Origin of the sequence: Streptomyces sp. B93, from assembly GCF_018070565.1 — a bacterium.
Classification (GTDB): domain Bacteria; phylum Actinomycetota; class Actinomycetes; order Streptomycetales; family Streptomycetaceae; genus Streptomyces.
The window spans coordinates 1-19,351 of the sequence record NZ_JAGPXL010000074.1 but is presented as its reverse complement, the minus strand read 5'-3'; the positions used below and the strand labels follow the sequence as shown (position 1 = coordinate 19,351).

Genomic DNA, 19,351 nt, shown 5'->3' with positions numbered 1-19,351 from the left:
GCGCGCTGGGCCGGGGGCACGCTGGCGTCGGGGTCAGGCGCGGATGAGGGTCAGGGCCTCGTCGCGGATCTTGGTCATCGTGGTTTCGTCGCGGGCCTCGGCGTTGAGGCGGAGGAGGGGTTCCGTGTTGGAGGGGCGGACGTTGAACCACCAGTCGGCGGCGGTGACGGTGAGGCCGTCGAGTTCGTCGAGGGTGATGCCGTCGCGGCCCTCGTAGGCGGCCTTGATGGCGGCGAGGCGGGCCTTCTGGTCGTCGACGGTGGAGTTGATCTCGCCGGATCCGACGTAGCGGTCGTACTGGGCGACGAGCCCGGAGAGGGGGCCTTCCTGGCCGCCGAGGGCGGCGAGGACGTGCAGGGCGGCGAGCATGCCCGTGTCGGCGTTCCAGAAGTCCTTGAAGTAGTAGTGCGCGGAGTGCTCGCCGCCGAAGATGGCGCCGCTGCGGGCCATCTCGGCCTTGATGAAGGAGTGGCCGACGCGGGTGCGGACCGGGGTGCCGCCGTTCTCCTTGACGACCTCGGGGACCGACCAGGAGGTGATCAGGTTGTGGATGACGGTGCCCTTGCCGCCGTGCTTGGCGAGTTCGCGGGCGGCGACGAGGGCGGTGATCGCCGACGGGGAGACCGGGCCGCCGTTCTCGTCGACGACGAAGCAGCGGTCGGCGTCGCCGTCGAAGGCGATGCCGAGGTCGGCGCCTTCCTCGCGGACCCGCTTCTGGAGGTCGACGATGTTGGCGGGGTCGAGGGGGTTGGCCTCGTGGTTGGGGAAGGTGCCGTCCAGTTCGAAGTACATCGGGACGAGGGTGAGGGGCAGGCCCTCGAAGACGGTGGGCACGGTGTGGCCGCCCATGCCGTTGCCCGCGTCGACGACGACCTTCAGGGGGCGGATGGAGGTCAGGTCGGCGAGCGAGCGGAGGTGGGCCGCGTAGTCGTTCAACGTGTCGCGCTGTGTGATCGTTCCCGTGGTGGCCGCGGGGGCCGGGGCGCCCGTCTCGCGCCACTGCTCGACCAGTTCGCGGATCTCGGCGAGGCCGGTGTCCTGGCCGACGGGGGCGGCGCCGGAGCGGCACATCTTGATGCCGTTGTACTGGGCGGGGTTGTGCGAGGCGGTGAACATGGCGCCCGGCAGGTTCAGCGCGCCCGACGCGTAGTAGAGCTGGTCGGTGGAGCACAGGCCGATCTCGGTGACGTCGACGCCGCGGGCGGCGGCCCCGCGTGCGAAGGCGCGGGCCAGTCCGGGGGACGAGGGCCGCATGTCGTGCCCGGTCACGATCGCGCTCGCGCCGGTCACCTGGACGAAGGCGGCACCGAACAGCTCCGCGAGGGTCTCGTCCCACTGGTCGGGGACCACCCCGCGTACGTCGTACGCTTTCACGATCTGTGACAGATCAGCAGTCACGGCCAACCCTCCTGAAAGTCCTATCGGTCACCCAAACCTACCCGCACCCTCTGACGCCGGGCCGTGCGGACCCGGTGTGACACGGGCTCAGGGCAGCATCCACTCCAGGACCGGCGAACTCTGGCCGACCACGATCAGGCACATCACCAGCAGCAGGCCCAGGCTCCACGGCAGCACCTTGCGCAGCAGGTCTCCCTCGCGGCCCGCGAGCCCGACGGCGGCGCAGGCGATGGTGAGGTTCTGCGGGGAGATCATCTTGCCGAGGACGCCGCCGGAGCTGTTGGCGGCGGCGAGGAGTTCGGGGGAGAGTCCCGATTCGCGGGCGGCGGTGACCTGGAGGGCGCCGAAGAGGGCGTTGGCGGAGGTGTCGGAGCCGGAGACCGCGACGCCGAACCATCCCAGGACCGGTGACAGGAAGGCGAGTCCGGCGCCCGCGGCGGCCACGAAGTGGCCGATGGTGGCGGCCTGGCCGGAGAGGTTCATGACGTAGGCGAGGGCGAGGACGGAGGTCACGGTCAGGATCGCGAACCGCAGTTCGTGGACGGTCGCGGCCCATTCCCTGACCGCCACGCGCGCGTGCACACCGAGGACGACCGCGGTGCAGACGCCCGCGAGCAGGACGAGGGTGCCGCCGGTGGAGACGATGGGCCAGGTGAAGACGTTGCCGCCGACCGGGTCGCCGTCCGGGCCGACGACGTTCAGGGCGGGCCAGTCGTAGCTCTGGGTGGCCCGGGCGAGCCAGTCCTTCACGGCGGGGATCTGGGCGACGGAGAAGACGGCCACGATCAGCGCGTAGGGGGCGTAGGCGCGTACGACCTCGCCGCGCGGGTCGTCCTCGTCGAGTTCCTCGCTGCGTACGCCGGTCAGTACGGCGGCGCGGACGGGCTCGGCGGCGGGTCTGCGGGCGGACGGTACGGCGACCAGGGCGCCCGCGCCCGCCAAGGCGGCGCCGATGTCGGCGAGTTGCGCGGAGACGTAGTTGGAGGCGGCGAACTGGGCCACGGCGAAGGCGACGCCGCAGGCCAGCGCGGGCACCCAGGTCTCGCGCAGACCGCGCCGTCCGTCGACGAGGCCGATCAGCACCAGCGGCACCACCAGGGCGAGCAGCGGTGTCTGACGGCCCACCACGGAGGCGACGGTGTCCAGCGGCAGGTCGGTGACCTGGGCGAGCGTCACCACGGGGGTGCCCATCGCGCCGAAGGCGACCGGGGCGGTGTTGGCGACGAGGGCGACGACGGCGGCGCGCACCGGTTCGAAGCCGAGCGCGACGAGCATGACGGAGCAGATGGCGACGGGCGCGCCGAATCCGGCGAGGGCTTCCAGCAGGGCGCCGAAGCAGAAGGCGATGACGAGGGCCTGGATGCGCGGGTCGTCGGAGAGGCGGCCGAAGGAGCGGCGCAGGATGTCGAAGTGCCGGGTGCGGACGGTCATCCGGTACACCCACAGGGCGTTGACGACGATCCACAGGATGGGGAAGAGGCCGAAGACGGCGCCCTGGGCGGCGCTGGAGAGGGTCTGGTCCAGCGGCATGCCGTAGGCGAGCCAGGCGACGGCCACGGCGGCGAGGAGGCCGGTGAGGCCCGCCAGGTGGGCCTTCATCCGGACGCCGCCGAGGAGGACGAGGACGATCAGCAGGGGCAGGGCCGCCACGAGGGCGGAGAGGCCGAGTGAGCCACCAACGGGTTCCAGTTCCTGGACGTACACGAGCGCCTCCCCGGATTCCGCGATGCGGAAAGCGATTTCTCACGGGTGACGGAATGGTCGTGTCCGCGACAAGCGCGCGTCAATGGTCGTGCAGCAGATGTACGGACAGGAACCGGCGGCCGGTACGCTGGATCAGTTGTCCGGGGAGCGCAGAACCCGCAGGTGACCGCGGCGCGCGACCTCCATCGGGTCCGCCGAACGCCCTCCGCCGCCGGCCTGCGCCGCGCGCTCCTGGGGGCGGGCGGCTTCGCGCACCGCGTTGGCGAGCGCTTCCAGGTCGTCCCCGCTGGGGCGGGCCGGAGCGGAACCGTCCAGCAGTCGCACGACCTCCCAGCCGCGCGGGGCGGTGAGGCGCTCGGAGTGCTCGGCGCACAGGTCGTAGCAGTGGGGTTCGGCGTAGGTGGCGAGCGGGCCGAGGACCGCGGTCGAGTCGGCGTAGACGTACGTCAGCGTCGCGACGGCGGGTCGGCCGCAGGCGGTGCGCGAACAGCGACGTACAGGGCTCACGACGTTGGACGGTACCGCACTCTTGAGCGGGCCGCGACGACTCTCCACCAGGTCACTCCACCGTGTCGTGTTGAGAAACGCCCCACAAGCTCCTTTCGTCATACCCCACTGACCTGCACGGACATGCACAGCGGAGGTGACGGAACCGAGCAGGGCCGGTCAGTAGTCAGCACAAACCACATCAATAGCCTCGCGCTCAACGGTCTCGGAGAGATATGGAATCGAACTCAACCTTGGCTCGAATGGTCATCCGGCGACATGCCGTGCGGGTCGCCGGGCGCCGGCCGGGACGGCATACGCTGCATCAGTGATGGACAACCGAGTACCGCCCCGTGCCGTCGGCCCCGGGCCCCGCCGCCGTGACCGTCACGGCCGGGGCATGCGCGGCCCGATCGCCCCGCCACAGGTGCCGCTGGCCGCGAGCCGTGCCGAGGCGTTCGCGGATCTCGTGCAGGACTCCGTGGAACGGCTGGAGCGGCGGTGGCCGCAGCTCGCCGACATCGACTTCCTGGTACTTGAGGTGCCGGCGCTGGACGGGGAGCGGCGGGGGTGGAGCGATGAGACGGTTCCCCTCGGGGGGACGATCGCGGCGCGGGAGGGGCGGCCCGCGCGGGTGGTGGTGTACCGGCGGCCGGTGGAGATCCGGACGAAGGGGCGGGATGAGCGGGCGGCGCTCGTGCATGAGGTTGTGGTCGAGCAGGTGGCGGAGTTGTTGGGGTTGACTCCGGAGACGGTGGATCCGCGGTACGGGGAGGACTGAGGGCGGCTGCCGCGGGGGCTGGGCGGCTGGGGTCGGGATGGTGGTCCGGCGTTGACTGGTTGCCCGGCGTCGGGGCTGGGCGGGGGTGGGTCGCGCGGCCCGGCGCTTGCGGGGTGCCGCTGCGCCCACCCGTGCCGCCCCAGCGGCACGACTGCCCGCGGCTACGCGGTCACGGCTGGCCGTGGCTGCGGGCAGTGCCCCATGCGGCGTCGGCCGTTACCTCTGGAGTACCGACAGGTCCTGGTCGGCGTTGGGGACTGAGACTGTGCCTCGGTCGTCGGGGAGGGTTTGGACGGTGAAGGCGGGGGCGCCGTTGAGGGTGGTGGAGAGGGTGCGGGAGGCGTAGACCGGGGTGGTGGCCGAACTCGGTTCCAGGGTCAGGGCGTAGGTGCCCTTGAGGCCGTCGGGGACGGGTAGCTCGATCTCCTGGGTGGTGCCCGCCTTGATCGTGTATGTCTCCGAGGCCGCCTCGCCGCCCTCGCTGCCCGCCGACGCGGTGACCTTGACCTCGGCGGTCCCGTCGGGGGCGGTCAGCGCGAGCGTGGTGCCCTTCTCGGTGTTGCCGACGGCCGTCGCGCGCGTACCCACCGGGCCGGCCGCCGGGATGAACGCCGTCTCCTGCTTGTCGCCCTTGCCCCGGACCACCCGCACGGCGGCCACCACGGGCACGGCCCCGCTGGTCGGCGTCAGCACCAGCGACCCGGCCTCCCCGCGCGTGACGTCGCCCAGGTCGACCGCGGTGGTCATGCCCGCCTTCACCCGCAGCGTCTCGTTGCCGGCCGGGGTGATCAGCCCGGACGGCGCGGCGAGCCGCACCTTCAGGTCCGCGTCCGTGCCGCCGGGGGTGAACGCCACCAGCCGCACCTCGGTGGCGTCCTTCGGGATGCCCGGGATGACCAGGCTCTCGGCGGGTTCCGCCGTCGCGGCCAGCCAGTCGCCGCCGACCTCGTCGTCCAGCGCCTGCACGGCCGCGCCGACCCGGCCGCTGCGGACGTTCACATGCACGGTGAGGTCGGTCTCCTCGCCCTCGGCGAGAGTGGACAGCAGGACCGGCTCACTGGAGTGCGGCGCGACGGTGATGCCGTCCTCCACCGTGGACTCCAGCAGCCCGTCCTTGCCGTACAGCTCCAGGTCCACCACCGCGGCGGAGTCGTCGGGGTTGGTCAGGTGCACGTAGTCGGTGCGGGACGACGCCGTGCTGGCGCCGGGGAACCAGAACTCCGTGTCGGCGGCGGTGCAGTTGACGCCCGAGAGGCCGCGCCCGCTGCCCGCGGCGACCTCGGTGGTCTCCTGCACGGTCCAGCCGGGTGCGAACTTCCCCTCGGCCGTGCCGATCAGCGCGGGCGACTCGCTCCCGGACTCGTCCCCGACGACCGGCTTCCCCGGTTCCCCTGGCTCCAGCACCGGCTTGTCCGCCTTGTCCTTCTTCTTGCCTTCCTTCTTCTCCGCGCCCGCCGACACCAGTTCGGCCGTACCCTCGCCGTCCGCGCCCTCGGTCACCGGGGTGAACGACGTGTACGTCGTGTCCGCCAGGTCGGAGTTGCTGGGCGCCGGGCACAGCAGGCCGGTGCGCTCCACGGGCAGTTGCGCGGCGGCCTTGGCGGTGTCCGTGCCGGAGGCCTCGGGCGTCGTGAGCGTGGCGAACCCGGTGACGGCGGCCAGCGCGGTCACACCGGCGATCAGGGACAGGGTGGTGCGGTTCACTGCTGACTCCCGTCGGGACGCTCAGGGTCGCTGCCGTGCGGGTGCTGCGGCTGCGCCGGGTCGTACGCGGCGTCGTAGCCCTGGGGGGCCTGGCCGTAGGCCTGGTCGTACGTCTGGTCGTAGGCGGCGGTGTCGTACGACGCGTCGTAGGAGCCGTCGTACGCGGCACCGTCGTAGCCCGCGCCGCCCTGGACCGGCTGGCCTCCGTACCCGTACGGGTCGTACTGGCCGCCGCCCTGGTATCCGTCCGGGGCGTACTGCTGCTGGTCGTAGGCGCCGCCCGCGTACTGCTGCTGCTCGCCGCCGTAGCCACCGGCTCCGGCGTAACTCGCCGGGTCCCACTCGTCGTAGGCGGGCTGCTGGGGCACCGTGACCGGGGTCTCCTCCTGCGGAGGAGAGGAGGGCTGGGGTGACTCGTCGTTGGCGGTCGCCGCAGCCTCCTCGGCCTCGGCCTGGGCGCGCAGGCGGCGGGCGCGGCGGCCCTCGCCCTCGACGGCCTGCGCGGGAACGGCGGGCTCCTCGGGCAGGTCGTCGTCGATGTCGCGGCGTCGGCCGGGCAGCGCGAGCACGACGAGGACGACGGCGAGGAAGCCCTGCGCCCACAGCCAGGCGGTGTGGCCGATCGGGTCGTCGTAGGTGACGTCCAGCCGTCCGCCGGAGGCGGGGAGCTCGAAGCCCTGGGCCCAGCCGTCGACGGTGGTGGGGGTGAGCGGCTTGCCGTCCAGGGTGGCGGTCCAGCCCTCGGAGGCGGTGTCGGCGAGGCGCAGCACGCGGCCGTCCGCACCCGCCGGGACGTCCGTGTGGATCTCGACGGGCCCGGCGGCGACGGCCACCGGCTCACCGGAACCGGAGCCCGAGCCGTTGACGATCGCCGCGCGGGACACCTCCCGCTCCACCCGCCACAGCGCGTCGCCGTTCTGCTCGCTGAGCCTGCTCAGGCCGGGCGTGGCGTCCAGGACGCGGGCGACCTCGCGGGGTGCGCCCTTGTGGACGAGGACGTAGCGCACGGCGAAGGCGCCGAGCTGGTCCGTCTGGTCGGCGCCGGAGCCAGCGACGAGGTTGGCGACGACCTTGTCGAGCTGGGCGTTCTCCCCGTCGGCGGCGGCGAGTTCGGCGTCGCCGAGGCGGGCCCCGGAGCCGCGCACGAGGGTGTAGCCGACGTGGGCGGCGGAGTCGCTGTCGAGGACGAGGGTGCGGGCCTGGTCGCGGGTGCTGCTCTCCTCGGCGACGAACGCGGGCACCTGCACGGGGTCGCGGCGCTCCAGCGGCCCGTCGGCGCCGCGGATCATCCATCCGGCGGCGATCAGCAGCGGGCCCGCGGCGGCGGCGAAGGCGATCAGGGCGGCGACCGGCTGGCGCCAGCCGAAGCTCTGCTCGGCCACGCGCGCGCGTGCCCCGTCGGCGCCGAGCAGGGCGGCGGCGAGCAGGGCGATGCCGTAAACGAGGGTGGCGGGTCCGGCCCAGGTGGAGGCGTTGGACAGGACCGCGAAGACGAGTCCGACGACGGCGACGGCCCAGGCGGTCCAGATGCCGGTCTGCCGCTCGGAGCGCAGCAGGGCGGCCAGCGCGGCCAGGACGACGCCGATGAGCATCAGCCCGTCGACGGTGCCGGGCCCGCCGGGGCTGGCGCCTAGCAGGTCCAGGGCGGTGGCGGAGGTCGCGCCGTACTCGAGGCCGGCTTCGGTGAAGAAGCCGGTGGGCAGCAGCGTCAGCGACCACGGGGCGAGGATCAGCACAGGGGTGCCGAGCTGGGCGAGGAAGCGGGGGCCGTAGCCGGTGAGGTCGGTGCGGCGGACGGCGAGCAGGGCGACGCCGAGGAGCAGGGCGATGGGCCAGACGATCGGGGTGAAGGCGGTGGTGATCGTCAGCAGCAGGGCGTAGGCCCAGGTGGCGCGCCAGCTGCCGCGTGCCCCGGAGGGGGTGGCCAGGCCGCTGGCCGCGATGCCCGCGCGGGCGATCAGCGGCAGCAGGACGGCCAGTACGGCGGTGCCGAGGTGGCCGCCCGCGAGGGCGCCGGTGGCGGCGGGCAGGAAGGCGTAGGCGACGGCCGCCCACGCGCGCAGCAGCCGGGATTCGACGAGCGGGCGGGAGGCGAAGTAGGCGGTGAGTCCGGCCAGCGGCACCGAGCCGACGAGCAGGACGGTGACGGCGAGTCCGGTGGAGCCGAACAGCAGGGAGCCGAGGGCCGCCACGATCGCCAGGTAGGGCGGTGCGTCGGCGGTGCCGCCCGCGCCGATGGGGTGCCAGGCGTCGAGGTAGCGCGACCACAGGTCGGCGGAGTCGGCCGGGGCGGGCAGCAGGGCGCCGCCGCTGAGGGCGCCGCCGCCGAGGAGTGCGCGGCAGGCGGCGAGGGAGGCGAGCAGCAGCACCAGGAAGAGCACCGGCCCGGGCTTGCGGGCGATGCGCTTGAGGCGGGCGAACTGCTCGATCTCCAGGAAGTCGGCGTCGTCGCCGCCGGGTCCGGACTCCACCGCGCCGCCGTGCCGTCCGGCGCCCGTGGTGGTCTCGGGGTCGGAGCCGCCGAAGAGGCTGCCCGCGGCCTGTTCGGCGGTGACGCGGACGGTGGCGCCGGGCGGCGGGAAGAGCGGGCGCAGTTCGCCCTTGTCGACGACGGGGCGGCCACGCCGGCGGCGCCCGGCGATGATCCGTTCGGGCCGCAGGAGGACGCCGAGCAGACCGCGGATCTCGTCGACGGCCTGTCCGGGGACCTTGCCGACGAGGTAGGCGAGGGTGCGCAGCAGGGTGCCGAGGACGAGCCTGAGCAGCACCCAGGGCAGCGCGGCCGTACGGGTGTTGACGAGCAGGGTGTAGACGGCACCGGCCTTGTCGACCTTGTGCGGGGAGGCGCTGGTGCGGCCCGCGCAGTCGACGGTGCGGCGCTCGCGCGAAGCCGCTTCGGCGTGTCGTACGACGGCCTCGGGGGCGACGAGGACGCGGTGGCCGGCGGCGTTGGCGCGCCAGCACAGGTCGACGTCGTCGCGCATGAGGGGCAGGCGGCGGTCGAAGCCGCCCAGCTCCTCGTAGACGTCGCGGCGGATGAGCATGCCCGCGGTGGAGACGGACAGCACGGGCCGTACGTGGTCGTGCTGGCCCTGGTCCTGTTCGCGGCGGTCGAGGCCGGTCCAGCGGCGGCCGGAGTGGGCGATGGAGACGCCGACCTCGAGGAGCTGCCTGCGGTCGTACCAGCCGCGCAGCTTGGGGCCGACGACGGCGATGTCGTCGCGTCCCAGTTCGAGTTCGTTCTCCACGACGCGCAGCAGCTGGGCGAGGGCGTCGGGGGCGGGGGCGCAGTCGTCGTGCAGGAGCCAGAGCCACTGCACCGGTTCGCCGTGCGGCAGTTCGGGCAGGTCGTAGGTGTCGTCGCGCCAGGTGCGGGTGACGGGGTCCCAGCCGCTGGGCCGCTTCAGGTACGGCAGGTCGTCCGGGGTGAGGACGGGTGCCGTGCGGTCGGCCTCGTCGACGGCCTGGCCGAAGCCGGTGCGCCGGGCGAGGTGCAGGACGCGGTCGGGGCCGAGGGCCTCGGTGAGCAGCTGGGCTGAGTCGTCGGCGCTGCCGGTGTCGGCCGCGACGGCGTACTGGACGGGGCGCTCCTGGCCGAGCAGCCCGGCGAGCGCGTCGGGCAGCCAGCGGGCGCCGTCGTGGGAGACCAGCACCGCCGTCACTACATGACGCGGGAACTCTGGGGTGGCAGCGGTGTCTTGCTGGGCTGCCGTATGGCTGTGCACGGACATCGAGGTACGGGCCCCGGGTTCGGTGGACTGTGGTGGACGCCTGTGCCCCGAGAGGGCGGCGGGGCGTCTCGGACGAGCGACCACACTATCGGCTGGGCATGACGACGGCCCGCCGCCTGTGGATAACCCACCCGCGACGGGCCGTTCGCGTCGTTCGTACCGTTTTCGCATGTGCCGTCGGTCGGTGACGGCGCCCCGGGCGGTCCCGGGCGGCCGCCCGTACGGCCTCTCAGACGGCGGCCTTCTTCAGCCGTCGGCGCTCGCGCTCGGAGAGGCCGCCCCAGATGCCGAAGCGTTCGTCGTTGGCGAGGGCGTACTCAAGACACTCCGAGCGGACCTCGCAGGCGAGGCAGACCTTCTTGGCCTCGCGGGTCGAGCCGCCCTTCTCGGGGAAGAAGGACTCGGGGTCGGTCTGGGCGCACAGCGCGCGCTCCTGCCAGCCGAGTTCCTCGTCCGCGTCGTCGACCAGCAGTTGCTGCACCAGCTCGGTCATGTGCGCCCCTCGTCCGTCTTTCGCGTCCCCGTGATGTAGCCGTTACCGATTCCGGCTGAACGACACGAGTGAAATTACAAGTGTGCTGCTCCGGGCGAGTCAAGCCGAGATCTGCTATTGGGCCCCTTATTCACTCTGCGGAACCAAGGCCATGCGGAAAGTGTTCAAATCGCCATAAACCCTGACACGCCAACGAGGCCCACACGGGCCTCCGACTCCGTACAGAGCCTCTACGGAGAAGGACGCCCAAAGGTTCGATCTCGTTCCGACGCGCGCGCCAAAGCGAACCGGATCACATTCGGATCACGGGATCGCAACGAGGCTTGCGCGCCCGGTTGTGCGCCATGTGTCCCCGAAGACGGCTGAGCAAACCTTTCACCTGTCAGATGAACCGGATGAGGTGAACCGTGTCCCACATACCGGGCGTCGAGTTGACAGTGCAGGTGTGAACCGCTGTCCTTGTGGGCATGCTCGCGAACTTGGCGCCCACCTCGACCCGCTCTGCCGGGTCCCTCGGTGCTGCCCCCGTTCGCTGTGGCTGTTGTCGCTGTTCCAGCTGTTGAGCCCAACGCGCTCCGGCTGTCTTCAGTTCTCCCCGTTCCACTTCTTCACCCCTTCGCTCCGCCGCTTCTCCCTCTTCCTCTCCCTCCTTCGCTCCTTCACCGAGGACCCAGCACTCTCATGAACAGCGACAGCGACCTCCAGATCGCAGGCGACATCCTGGAAGTCCCCCACCTTCTCCAGCCCCCGCGCGAGCACCCGGCCACCGTCGCCGAGTTCGCCGGACTGGCCCGCTCCCTCACCGCCGACCGCGCCCAGTGGGAACACCTGGTCCGGTACGACGCGACAACCCGCTGGTACAACCGGCTGCGCACCGGCCCCGGCTACGAGGTGTGGCTGCTGTCCTGGCTGCCCGGCCAGGGCAGCGGGCGGCACGACCACGGCCCGTCCTCGGGGATCCTCACCGTCCTGGACGGCGCCCTCACCGAGCACACCCGCCGCGGCGCCCGCACACTCACGCCGGGCGCCCAGCACGTCTTCGCCCCCGGCCACGTCCACGAGGTGATCAACGACACCTTCGAACCGGCCGTGAGCCTGCACATCTATTACCCGGGCCTCACCGAGATGCCCATGCACGACACCGCCCGCTGCACCGCGGCCACCCCCGTCGCCTGACCACCCGGCGCGTTGTCGTACCCGCCTGCCAGACTGGCTCCCATGCGCATTGTGGTTCTGGCAGGCGGCATCGGCGGTGCCCGGTTCCTGCGCGGTCTGAAGAAGGCCGCGCCGGACGCGGACATCACGGTCATCGGCAACACCGGGGACGACATCCACCTCTTCGGGCTGAAGGTCTGCCCGGACCTCGACACGGTGATGTACACGCTCGGCGGCGGCATCAACGAGGAACAGGGCTGGGGGCGGTCCGACGAGACCTTCCACCTCAAGCAGGAGCTGGCGGAGTACGGCGTCGAGCCGCAGTGGTTCGGCCTGGGCGACCGGGACTTCGCCACGCACATCGTGCGCAGCCAGATGCTCGGCGCGGGCTATCCCCTGAGCGCCGTCACCGAGGCGCTGTGCGACCGCTGGCAGCCGGGCGTGCGGCTGATCCCGATGTCCGACGACCGGGTCGAGACCCATGTGGCGGTCGACATCGACGGCGAGCGCCGGGCGATCCACTTCCAGGAGTACTGGGTACGGCTGCGCGCGTCCGTGCCCGCCCACGCGGTCGTCCCCGTCGGCGCCGAACAGTCCAAGCCCGCGCCCGGCGTACTGGAAGCCCTGTCCGAGGCCGACGTCATCCTCTTCCCGCCGTCCAACCCGGTGGTGTCCATCGGCACCATCCTGGCCGTGCCCGGCATCCGCGAGGCGATCGCCGACGCCGGGGTGCCGGTCGTCGGCCTCTCCCCCATCGTCGGCGACGCGCCCGTGCGCGGGATGGCCGACAAGGTCCTCGCCGCGGTCGGCGTGGAGTCCAGCGCGGCGGCGGTCGCCGAGCACTACGGCTCCGGGCTGCTCGACGGCTGGCTCGTCGACGAGGTGGACGCGGCCGCCGTCGAACGCGTCGAGGCGGCAGGGATCCGCTGCCGGGCCGTACCGCTGATGATGACCGACCTCGACGCCGCCGCGCGGATGGCGCGCGAGTCCCTGGCGTTCGCCGAGGAGGTGCGCACCGTATGAACACGCCCCCCGCCGACGGCTACCGCGTATGGGCCGTGCCCGGGCTCCCCGAGGTGCGCCCCGGTGACGACCTGGCCAAACTGATCGCCGCCGCGGAACCCGCCCTGGCCGACGGGGACGTACTCCTGGTCACCTCCAAGATCGTCTCCAAGGCGGAGGGCCGGATCGTCGAGGCGGCCGACCGGGAGGCCGCGATCGACGCCGAGACCGTCCGGGTCGTGGCCCGGCGCGGTCCGCTGCGGATCGTGGAGAACCGGCAGGGCCTGGTCATGGCCGCCGCCGGAGTCGACGCCTCCAACACCCCGGCCGGCACGGTCCTCCTCCTCCCGGAGGACCCCGACGCCTCCGCGCGAGCGCTCCGCGACGGCCTGCGGGACGCCCTCGGCGTCGACGTCGGCGTCATCGTCACCGACACCTTCGGGCGGCCCTGGCGCGCCGGGCTCACCGATGTCGCGATCGGCGCCGCGGGCATCCACGTACTGGACGACCTGCGCGGCGGCACGGACGCGTACGGCAACCCGCTCGCCGCCACCGTCGTCGCCACCGCCGACGAACTCGCCGCGGCGGGCGACCTGGTCAAGGGCAAGGCCGCCGGACGGCCCGTCGCCGTGGTGCGCGGACTGCCGCACGCCGTCGCCGACGAGGACGGCACGGGCGCCCGCGCCCTGGTGCGCGACGCGCGGGACGACATGTTCCGGCTCGGCACCTCCGAGGCGATCCGGGAGGCGGTCACCCAGCGCCGTACGGTCCGCGCCTTCACGGACGAGCCCGTCGACCCCGACGCCGTACGCCGGGCGGTGGCCGCGGCGGTCACGGCACCGGCGCCGCACCACACGACGCCGTGGCGCTTCGTCCTGCTGGAGTCGCAGGAGGCGCGCACCCGCCTCCTCGACGCGATGCGCGAGGCGTGGATCGCAGATCTGCGCCGGGACGGCAAGACGGAGGAGTCCATCGCCAAGCGCGTCCGCCGCGGCGACGTCCTGCGCAACGCGCCCTACCTGGTCGTCCCCTGCCTCGTCATGGACGGCTCCCACACCTACGGCGACGCCCGACGGGACACGGCCGAACGGGAGATGTTCGTCGTCGCCACCGGGGCGGGCGTACAGAACCTGCTGGTGGCGCTCGCCGGGGAGCGGCTGGGATCGGCGTGGGTGTCCTCGACGATGTTCTGCCGGGACGTCGTGCGCGAGGTGCTCGCACTGCCCGCAGGGTGGGACCCGATGGGCGCGGTCGCCGTCGGACACCCGGCGGAGGAGCCCCGGGCGCGGGGGGAGCGGGACGCGGAGGCGTTCATCGAGGTGCGGTGAGGGGCGGACGGGGGGCTGCGCGCTCTCGTACGCTCCTTCAATAGGGGCGACAAAGGCCGTCTCTCGCAGGACCTTCCCCCAGTCCCTCAGTCCCCCTTCTCCTCCACCCCTGGGAACTCATTCGTGGCAGGACGTTTCGCCCCCCGCCCCACCCGTACGACCGTGCGCGGTGGGGACGCCGGTGCGCCCGCGCGCCTGCCGGGGCAGCAGCGGGGGGCGACGGACGCGGCGCGGGTGCGGACGTACGCACCGGACGGGCCGCTCGACCTCGGCCTCGTACTGGGGCCGTTGCGGCGCGGGCCCGGCGACCCGACGTTCCGGGCCATGCCCGACGGATCCTTCTGGCGCGCCAGCCGCACACCCGCCGGACCCGGAACCCTCCGGGTGACGGCGTACGGCGGTGAGGTGCGCGGCGAGGCGTGGGGGCCCGGCGGCGACTGGCTGCTGGAGCGGTTGCCGGAGCTGCTCGGCGCCGCGGACGATCCGTCCGTGTTCGAGCCCCGGCACCGGGTCGTGGCGCTCGCGCGGCATCGGCGGCCGGGGCTGCGGCTGACGCGGAGTGGGCTCGTGCTGGAGTCCCTGATTCCGTCCATCCTCGAACAGAAGGTCACGACCGATGAGGCGTACCGGGCGTGGCGGCTGCTGGTGCGGAAGTTCGGGGATGCGGCGCCGGGGCCCGTGCCGGGGCGGATGTGTGTGATGCCGTCCGCGCGGGCGTGGGCGCTGATCCCGTCCTGGGAGTGGCACCGCGCCGGGGTCGACGACAAGCGGGCGTCCACCATCCTGCGGGCCGTGCGGGTCGCCGCGCGGCTGGAGGAGGCGGTGCGGATGTCGCCGCGGGCGGCGCGGGAGCGGTTGGAGGTCGTGCCGGGGGTGGGGCCGTGGACGTCCGCGGAGACCGTGCAGCGCAGTCATGGGGCGGCGGACGAGGTGACCGTGGGGGATCTGCATCTGCCCGGGATCGTGGGGTGGGCGTTGGCTGGGGACCGGGATGCGGATGACGCGGTGATGTTGTCGCTGCTGGAGCCGTATGCGGGGCAGCGGCATCGGGCGGCGCGGTTGATTCTGCTGAGCGGGAAGACGCCGGGGCGGCGTGCGCCGAAGATGCCGCGGGTGGATATCGGGCGGTGGTGAGGTCGGGGCGGGGGTGCGCCGGGTGGGGGTCGCCGTGGGGGGGTGGGTCGCGCGGCCCGGCGCGTACGGGGTGCCGCTGCGTCGGGGCAACCGTCGGGGTGGGTTGCGCAGCCCGGCGCGTACGGGGTGCCGCTGCGCCCACCCGTGCCGCCCCAGCGGCACGACTGCCCGCAGCTACGCGAAGACAAGCCCGCTGCCGGGTGGGCACCGCCCCGGCGGCACGACTGCCCGCAGCTTCGGCAGACGGCGGCCCCGCTGCCGGGTGAGCACCGCCACGACTGCCCGCAGCTACGCAGGACGACTGCCCGCAGCCACGACGGCAAGCCACCGCGTGCCCGCAGGCGCCGTACGGCGGAAGGGGACGTGTCGGGGGGTGTCCGCCCGCAGTGGTTCGCGCGGAAAGCCCCGGAACCGTTCCAGTTGGCAGACCGCGCGGTTCCGAGGACGGACACCCCCCGGCGCGGCCCCGACCCACCACCGGTCGTAGGCGGGGCGCGGAGGGCGTCAGTGGTCTGGGGAGAAGCGGACCGCGCCTGCCGGGATTTGGGCGTTGCACCAGATTCGGGCGCCGGTGTGGAGTTCGTTGTCGGCGCCGACGATCGCGTCGTCGCCGATGACCGTGCCGGTGAGGACCGACCGTCGGCCGATGCGCGCGCGGGTGCCGATGAGGGAGTCGGTGATCACCGCGCCGGGTTCTATGACGGCACCCGGGAGGATCGTCGAGCCGAAGACGCGGGCGCCCTCGGCGACGAAGGCGCCCTCGCCCACCACCGTCCCGCCCGCCAGCTTGGCGTCCGGTGCCACGCGGGCGGTGGGCAGGACCAGCCGGTCACCCGTGCGGCCCGGTACCGCCGGGGACGGCGCGCGCCCCAGCACCAGGTCCGCCGAGCCCCGAACGAAGGCCGCCGGGGTGCCGAGGTCAAGCCAGTAGGTGGAGTCGACCAGGCCCTGGAGGCGGGCACCGGCGGCCAGCAGGCCGGGAAACGTCTCCCGTTCGACCGACACCGGACGGCCCACGGGAATCGTGTCGATGACCGAGCGCCGGAAGACGTACGCCCCGGCGTTGATCTGGTCGGTGACGATCTCCTCCGGCGTCTGCGGCTTCTCCAGGAACGCCAGTACCCGCCCGTCGGCGTCCGTCGGGACCAGCCCGTACGCCCGCGGGTCCGTCACCTTCGTCAGGTGCAGGGAGACGTCCGCGCCCGCGTCCTCGTGCGTACGCACCAACGCCCTGATGTCCAGGCCGGTCAGGATGTCCCCGTTGAAGACCAGCACCGGATCGTCCGGCCCCGCGCGCAGCCGTGACGCCACGTTGCGGATCGCGCCGCCCGTGCCGAGCGGCTCCTCCTCCGTGACGTACTCGATGTGCAGTCCCAGCGCCGAGCCGTCACCGAAGTACGGCTCGAAGACCTCCGCCAGATAGGACGTGGCGAGCACGATGTGCTCGACCCCGGCCGCCCGCGCCCGCGCCAGCTGATGCGCGAGGAACGGCACCCCCGCCGCCCTGACCATCGGCTTGGGTGTGTACACGGTGAGCGGGCGCAGCCGGGTTCCCTTGCCGCCGACGAGGAGGATCGCTTCTGTCACCTGTCGTCTCTGCTTCCTGCCGGGACCGGTCGGACCGCACGTGCGACCGGTACGTCGATACAGCCGACCGGCCCCGCCTAACGACCCTGGTAGCGCGCGGCCTCCGAGCGGGCTGAGCCGAGCTTGCCGTAGAGCTTCCCGCCCGGGCACTCCGTGGCGAACCCGTCCCGGTGGCCCGAGATCACGTTCAGTTGAACGTTCTTACCCTTCGCGTACAGATTTCCGCCACCGGACCTCAGATACGTCTTGCCGTTCGGGTTGGCCCCGAACAGGCCCAGTTTCCACGCCGTCAGCTGGGCGACCGCCCCGACCGCCGCGTCGGAGGGCGCGGAGCTGCCGTAGGAGCCCACGACGGCGATACCGGTGCTGTCGTGGTTGAACCCGAGGGTGTGAGCGCCCATGACCGCTTTGGCCACGCCTCCGGCGCGCCCCTCGTAGATGTTTCCGCACTTGTCGACGAGGAAGTTGTAGCCGATGTCGCGCCAGCCCATGCTCGCCACGTGGTAGCGGTAGATACCGCGAATGAGCGAGGGCACCTGTGCGCAGGTGTAGTTGTTGCCGGTGGCGGTGTGGTGCACGAAGGCCGCCTTGACGGTCTTGGTGTAGAGGAAGTTCTTCTCCCGCAGGCCCTCGTCCGCGCCCCAGCCGCGGCGGGTGACGATGCCAGGGCGCGGGCCGATGTACGGCTTCACGCGCTGCTCCTCCGTCAGTTCCGAGCCGCGCAGCGCGAGGAGTTCCTGTTCCGTCTGTGCCTTGTCCAAGGCGGGGATCTCGGTGGCGCCGAGCGGGGCGAGGCCGGTGTTGACGGCGGACGCTGCGACGGTGTCGGCGGTGAGGCCGTTGGCGGTCGTGGTCGTCGTCGTGGTCGTGGTGTCGGTGCGGGGGTCGTCCGGGGCCGGTTGGGCGTTGGTCTGGGTGGTGCCGGTGCTGCCGGTGCTGCCGGTGCTGCCGGTGCTGCCGGTGCTGCCGGTGCTGCCGGTGCTGCCGGTGCTGCCAGTGCTGCCAGTGCTGCCAGTGCTGCCAGTGCTGCCAGTGCTGCCGGTGGCGGTGGGGGGTGCGGCGTCGTCGCCCGGGTCGACCAGTTCCAGGCGGAGGCCGGTGGGCAGGGCGGCGGCCTCCTGCCGCGTGGCGGTCCCGGTTCGGGTCCGGGGCTCCTGCGGTTCCCGGGTCTCCGCTCGTACGCGCACCTCCACGCCGTCGGACTCGCCCACCCACAGCGGTGCCGTTGCACCGCGTACCCGGCCGGAGGTGCGTTCGGCCGTGCCGGGGTCGGCCGCGTGGTCGGCGTTGTGCGTCTCCAGTTCCTGCCAGCCGGACCAGGCGCCGGTGGCGGTGGCGCGGGTGCGGACCTGGACGCTGCCGTGGAGTTCGGTGTCCGGGTCGTCCCAGACGACGCCGACGAGGGAGAAGTGCCGTACGTCCCTGCGGGGCAGGCCCTGCACGACGGAGCCGAGGGCGCGGTCTTCGGTGAGGGGGACGAGGGGCAGCGACTGGGTGCTGCCCGCGGGGGCGAAGGCGGCGGCCGGGGCGGCTGCGGTCCGGGACGCGGCGGCGCCTGCCGCGGGGGCCGGTCTCGCGGTCGCTGTGGCCTCGGGGAGGGTCAGCGGGAGGGCGATGACCGCCGCGCAGGTGATGCCGATGGGGGAAGCAAGGTATCCACGCATGTTCCTGATCGTGGATATGGGTGGGTGAATCTGTCCATTTGGTTATGAGCCGTTAGATTCCTCATGATTCCACCGAAAAGGTGGTCGGGATCGGCCGAACCGGTGTCCTCCACGCTCGGCGCGCATGGCCCGGTCCGCGTACGCTTGCGCAGGTGAATGCCACCGATCGCACCCCTGCCGACCTGCTGCGTTCCGCGCTCGCCGCGGATCCCTCACGCCCGCTGGTGACCTTCTACGACGACGCCACCGGTGAACGGGTCGAACTGTCCGTCGCCACCTTCGCCAATTGGGTGGCCAAGACCGCGAACCTGCTTCAGGACGGGATGTCCGTGGAACCCGGGGAGCGGGTGGCGCTGCTGCTGCCCGCGCACTGGCAGACGGCGGTGTGGCTGCTGGCGTGTTCGTCGGTGGGAGTGGTCGCGGACGTCGCGGGGGATCCGGCGCGGGCGGACCATGTGGTGGCGGGGCCCGGGGAGTTCGAGGCGGGGCTGGCGTGCGGCGGTGAGCGGTACGCGCTGTCGTTGCAGCCGTTCGGGCGGCGCTTCCCGGAACCGCCGGCGGGGTACGCGGACTACGCCGTGGATGTGCCGAGCTTCGGGGATCGGTTTGTGCCGTATGCGGCCGTTGATCCGGATGCGCCCGCATTGATTGTGGCGGGGGCGGAGTTCACCGGGGCGGAGATCGTGGGGCGGGCCCGGGGGGACGCGGGCGGGCTGGGGCTCATCGGGCCCGGGTCCCGGTTGCTGTCGGGGCTGCCCTATTCGACTTGGGAGGGGTTGAGTGCGGGGCTTTACGCTCCGCTGGCCAGCGGGGGGTCTGTGGTGTTGTGCCGGAATTTGGGGATGTTGGGGGAGGAAGGGCTGGCTCGGCGGGTGGAGAGCGAGCGGGTCACCGCGACGGCGCGGTAGCCGGCCCGGCGTGCTGGGCGCCGCGGGGGTGGGTCGCGCGGCCCGGCGCTGACGGGCCGCCGCTGCGCCCACCCTCCCCCAAGCTCTCGGCTTCGCTCGAGCAGGGGGACCCCCATCGCCCCAGCGGCACGACCGCCCGCAGCTACGCGGGACGGCTGCCCTCAGCTGCGGCGCAGGCAGGTGCGCCACCGCCGCGACGGAACCCCCGTCACCCGTTCAGCCCACCCCACCCCGCGCCCCCACCCCCCTGCCCTCATCGTCGTAAGTGGACGTAAG

Annotated in this window: 14 protein-coding genes; 6 read left to right on the top strand and 8 right to left on the bottom strand. The window is 72.9% G+C overall.

What is annotated here, in order from left to right; genetic code table 11:
• Positions 1-33: 33 nt before the first annotated feature.
• From KBY47_RS34630 to KBY47_RS34620, 3 genes are all read right to left on the bottom strand, one after another.
• The gene (locus KBY47_RS34630) at positions 34-1,398 is read right to left on the bottom strand and encodes a phosphomannomutase/phosphoglucomutase (protein WP_210928342.1); all 1,365 of its coding nucleotides are present in this window, start codon (positions 1,396-1,398) and stop codon (positions 34-36) included.
• 87 nt (positions 1,399-1,485) lie between these two features.
• On the bottom strand, positions 1,486-3,102 hold the full coding sequence (locus KBY47_RS34625; protein WP_210928340.1) for an L-lactate permease: 1,617 nt from the start codon (positions 3,100-3,102) through the stop codon (positions 1,486-1,488).
• Between the two features lie 132 nt (positions 3,103-3,234).
• Positions 3,235-3,657: a DUF3499 domain-containing protein gene (locus tag KBY47_RS34620; RefSeq protein WP_210928338.1), complete on the bottom strand. Its 423-nt coding sequence runs from the start codon at positions 3,655-3,657 to the stop codon at positions 3,235-3,237.
• Between the two features lie 262 nt (positions 3,658-3,919).
• On the opposite strand from KBY47_RS34620, the gene KBY47_RS34615 reads away from it, so the two are divergent.
• Positions 3,920-4,369, top strand: coding sequence for a metallopeptidase family protein (locus KBY47_RS34615; protein WP_210928343.1), 450 nt, complete (start codon positions 3,920-3,922; stop codon positions 4,367-4,369).
• A 216-nt stretch (positions 4,370-4,585) separates the two neighbouring features.
• Here KBY47_RS34615 and KBY47_RS34610 read toward each other — a convergent pair whose 3' ends face one another.
• The 3 genes from KBY47_RS34610 to KBY47_RS34600 all read right to left on the bottom strand — a co-directional run bounded on the left by KBY47_RS34610 (position 4,586) and on the right by KBY47_RS34600 (position 10,297).
• Positions 4,586-6,073, bottom strand: coding sequence for a DUF5719 family protein (locus KBY47_RS34610; protein ID WP_210928336.1), 1,488 nt, complete (start codon positions 6,071-6,073; stop codon positions 4,586-4,588).
• On the bottom strand, positions 6,070-9,804 hold the full coding sequence (locus KBY47_RS34605) for a glycosyltransferase family 2 protein (RefSeq protein WP_210928334.1): 3,735 nt from the start codon (positions 9,802-9,804) through the stop codon (positions 6,070-6,072). Before KBY47_RS34605 ends, KBY47_RS34610 begins: the two co-directional genes overlap by 4 nt.
• A gap of 229 nt (positions 9,805-10,033) precedes the next feature.
• Positions 10,034-10,297 (bottom strand): WhiB family transcriptional regulator, encoded by a 264-nt coding sequence (locus tag KBY47_RS34600; protein ID WP_003975777.1) that lies wholly within the window; start codon positions 10,295-10,297, stop codon positions 10,034-10,036.
• Positions 10,298-10,978: 681 nt separating this feature from the next.
• On the opposite strand from KBY47_RS34600, the gene KBY47_RS34595 reads away from it, so the two are divergent.
• The 4 genes from KBY47_RS34595 to KBY47_RS34580 all read left to right on the top strand — a co-directional run bounded on the left by KBY47_RS34595 (position 10,979) and on the right by KBY47_RS34580 (position 14,916).
• Positions 10,979-11,473: a cysteine dioxygenase family protein gene (locus KBY47_RS34595; RefSeq protein WP_210928332.1), complete on the top strand. Its 495-nt coding sequence runs from the start codon at positions 10,979-10,981 to the stop codon at positions 11,471-11,473.
• A 42-nt stretch (positions 11,474-11,515) separates the two neighbouring features.
• Positions 11,516-12,475 (top strand): 2-phospho-L-lactate transferase, encoded by a 960-nt coding sequence (gene cofD, locus KBY47_RS34590; RefSeq protein ID WP_210928330.1) that lies wholly within the window; start codon positions 11,516-11,518, stop codon positions 12,473-12,475.
• Positions 12,472-13,782: a coenzyme F420-0:L-glutamate ligase gene (locus KBY47_RS34585; RefSeq protein WP_210928328.1), complete on the top strand. Its 1,311-nt coding sequence runs from the start codon at positions 12,472-12,474 to the stop codon at positions 13,780-13,782. The genes cofD and KBY47_RS34585 overlap by 4 nt, the downstream gene beginning before the upstream one ends.
• A gap of 123 nt (positions 13,783-13,905) precedes the next feature.
• Positions 13,906-14,916 (top strand): DNA-3-methyladenine glycosylase, encoded by a 1,011-nt coding sequence (locus KBY47_RS34580; RefSeq protein ID WP_210928325.1) that lies wholly within the window; start codon positions 13,906-13,908, stop codon positions 14,914-14,916.
• A 504-nt stretch (positions 14,917-15,420) separates the two neighbouring features.
• Here the strand turns inward: KBY47_RS34580 and KBY47_RS34575 are convergent.
• On the bottom strand, positions 15,421-16,503 hold the full coding sequence (locus tag KBY47_RS34575; protein WP_210928323.1) for an NDP-sugar synthase: 1,083 nt from the start codon (positions 16,501-16,503) through the stop codon (positions 15,421-15,423).
• Between the two features lie 77 nt (positions 16,504-16,580).
• On the bottom strand, positions 16,581-18,167 hold the full coding sequence (locus KBY47_RS34570) for a peptidoglycan recognition protein (protein WP_210928321.1): 1,587 nt from the start codon (positions 18,165-18,167) through the stop codon (positions 16,581-16,583).
• Between the two features lie 152 nt (positions 18,168-18,319).
• Here KBY47_RS34570 and KBY47_RS34565 point away from each other — a divergent pair, with 152 nt between their 5' ends.
• The gene (locus KBY47_RS34565; RefSeq protein WP_210928319.1) at positions 18,320-19,075 is read left to right on the top strand and encodes a TIGR03089 family protein; all 756 of its coding nucleotides are present in this window, start codon (positions 18,320-18,322) and stop codon (positions 19,073-19,075) included.
• The last annotated feature ends 276 nt before the right edge of the window (positions 19,076-19,351 follow it).

Coding starts and splice junctions, on each gene's coding strand:
- cofD (WP_210928330.1), top strand. CDS start 11,516: ATGCGCATTGTGGTTCTGGCAGGCGGCATCGGCGGTGCCCGGTTCCTG.
- KBY47_RS34570 (WP_210928321.1), bottom strand. CDS start 18,167: ATGCGTGGATACCTTGCTTCCCCCATCGGCATCACCTGCGCGGCGGTC.
- KBY47_RS34595 (WP_210928332.1), top strand. CDS start 10,979: ATGAACAGCGACAGCGACCTCCAGATCGCAGGCGACATCCTGGAAGTC.
- KBY47_RS34615 (WP_210928343.1), top strand. CDS start 3,920: ATGGACAACCGAGTACCGCCCCGTGCCGTCGGCCCCGGGCCCCGCCGC.
- KBY47_RS34600 (WP_003975777.1), bottom strand. CDS start 10,297: ATGACCGAGCTGGTGCAGCAACTGCTGGTCGACGACGCGGACGAGGAA.
- KBY47_RS34605 (WP_210928334.1), bottom strand. CDS start 9,804: ATGTCCGTGCACAGCCATACGGCAGCCCAGCAAGACACCGCTGCCACC.
- KBY47_RS34585 (WP_210928328.1), top strand. CDS start 12,472: ATGAACACGCCCCCCGCCGACGGCTACCGCGTATGGGCCGTGCCCGGG.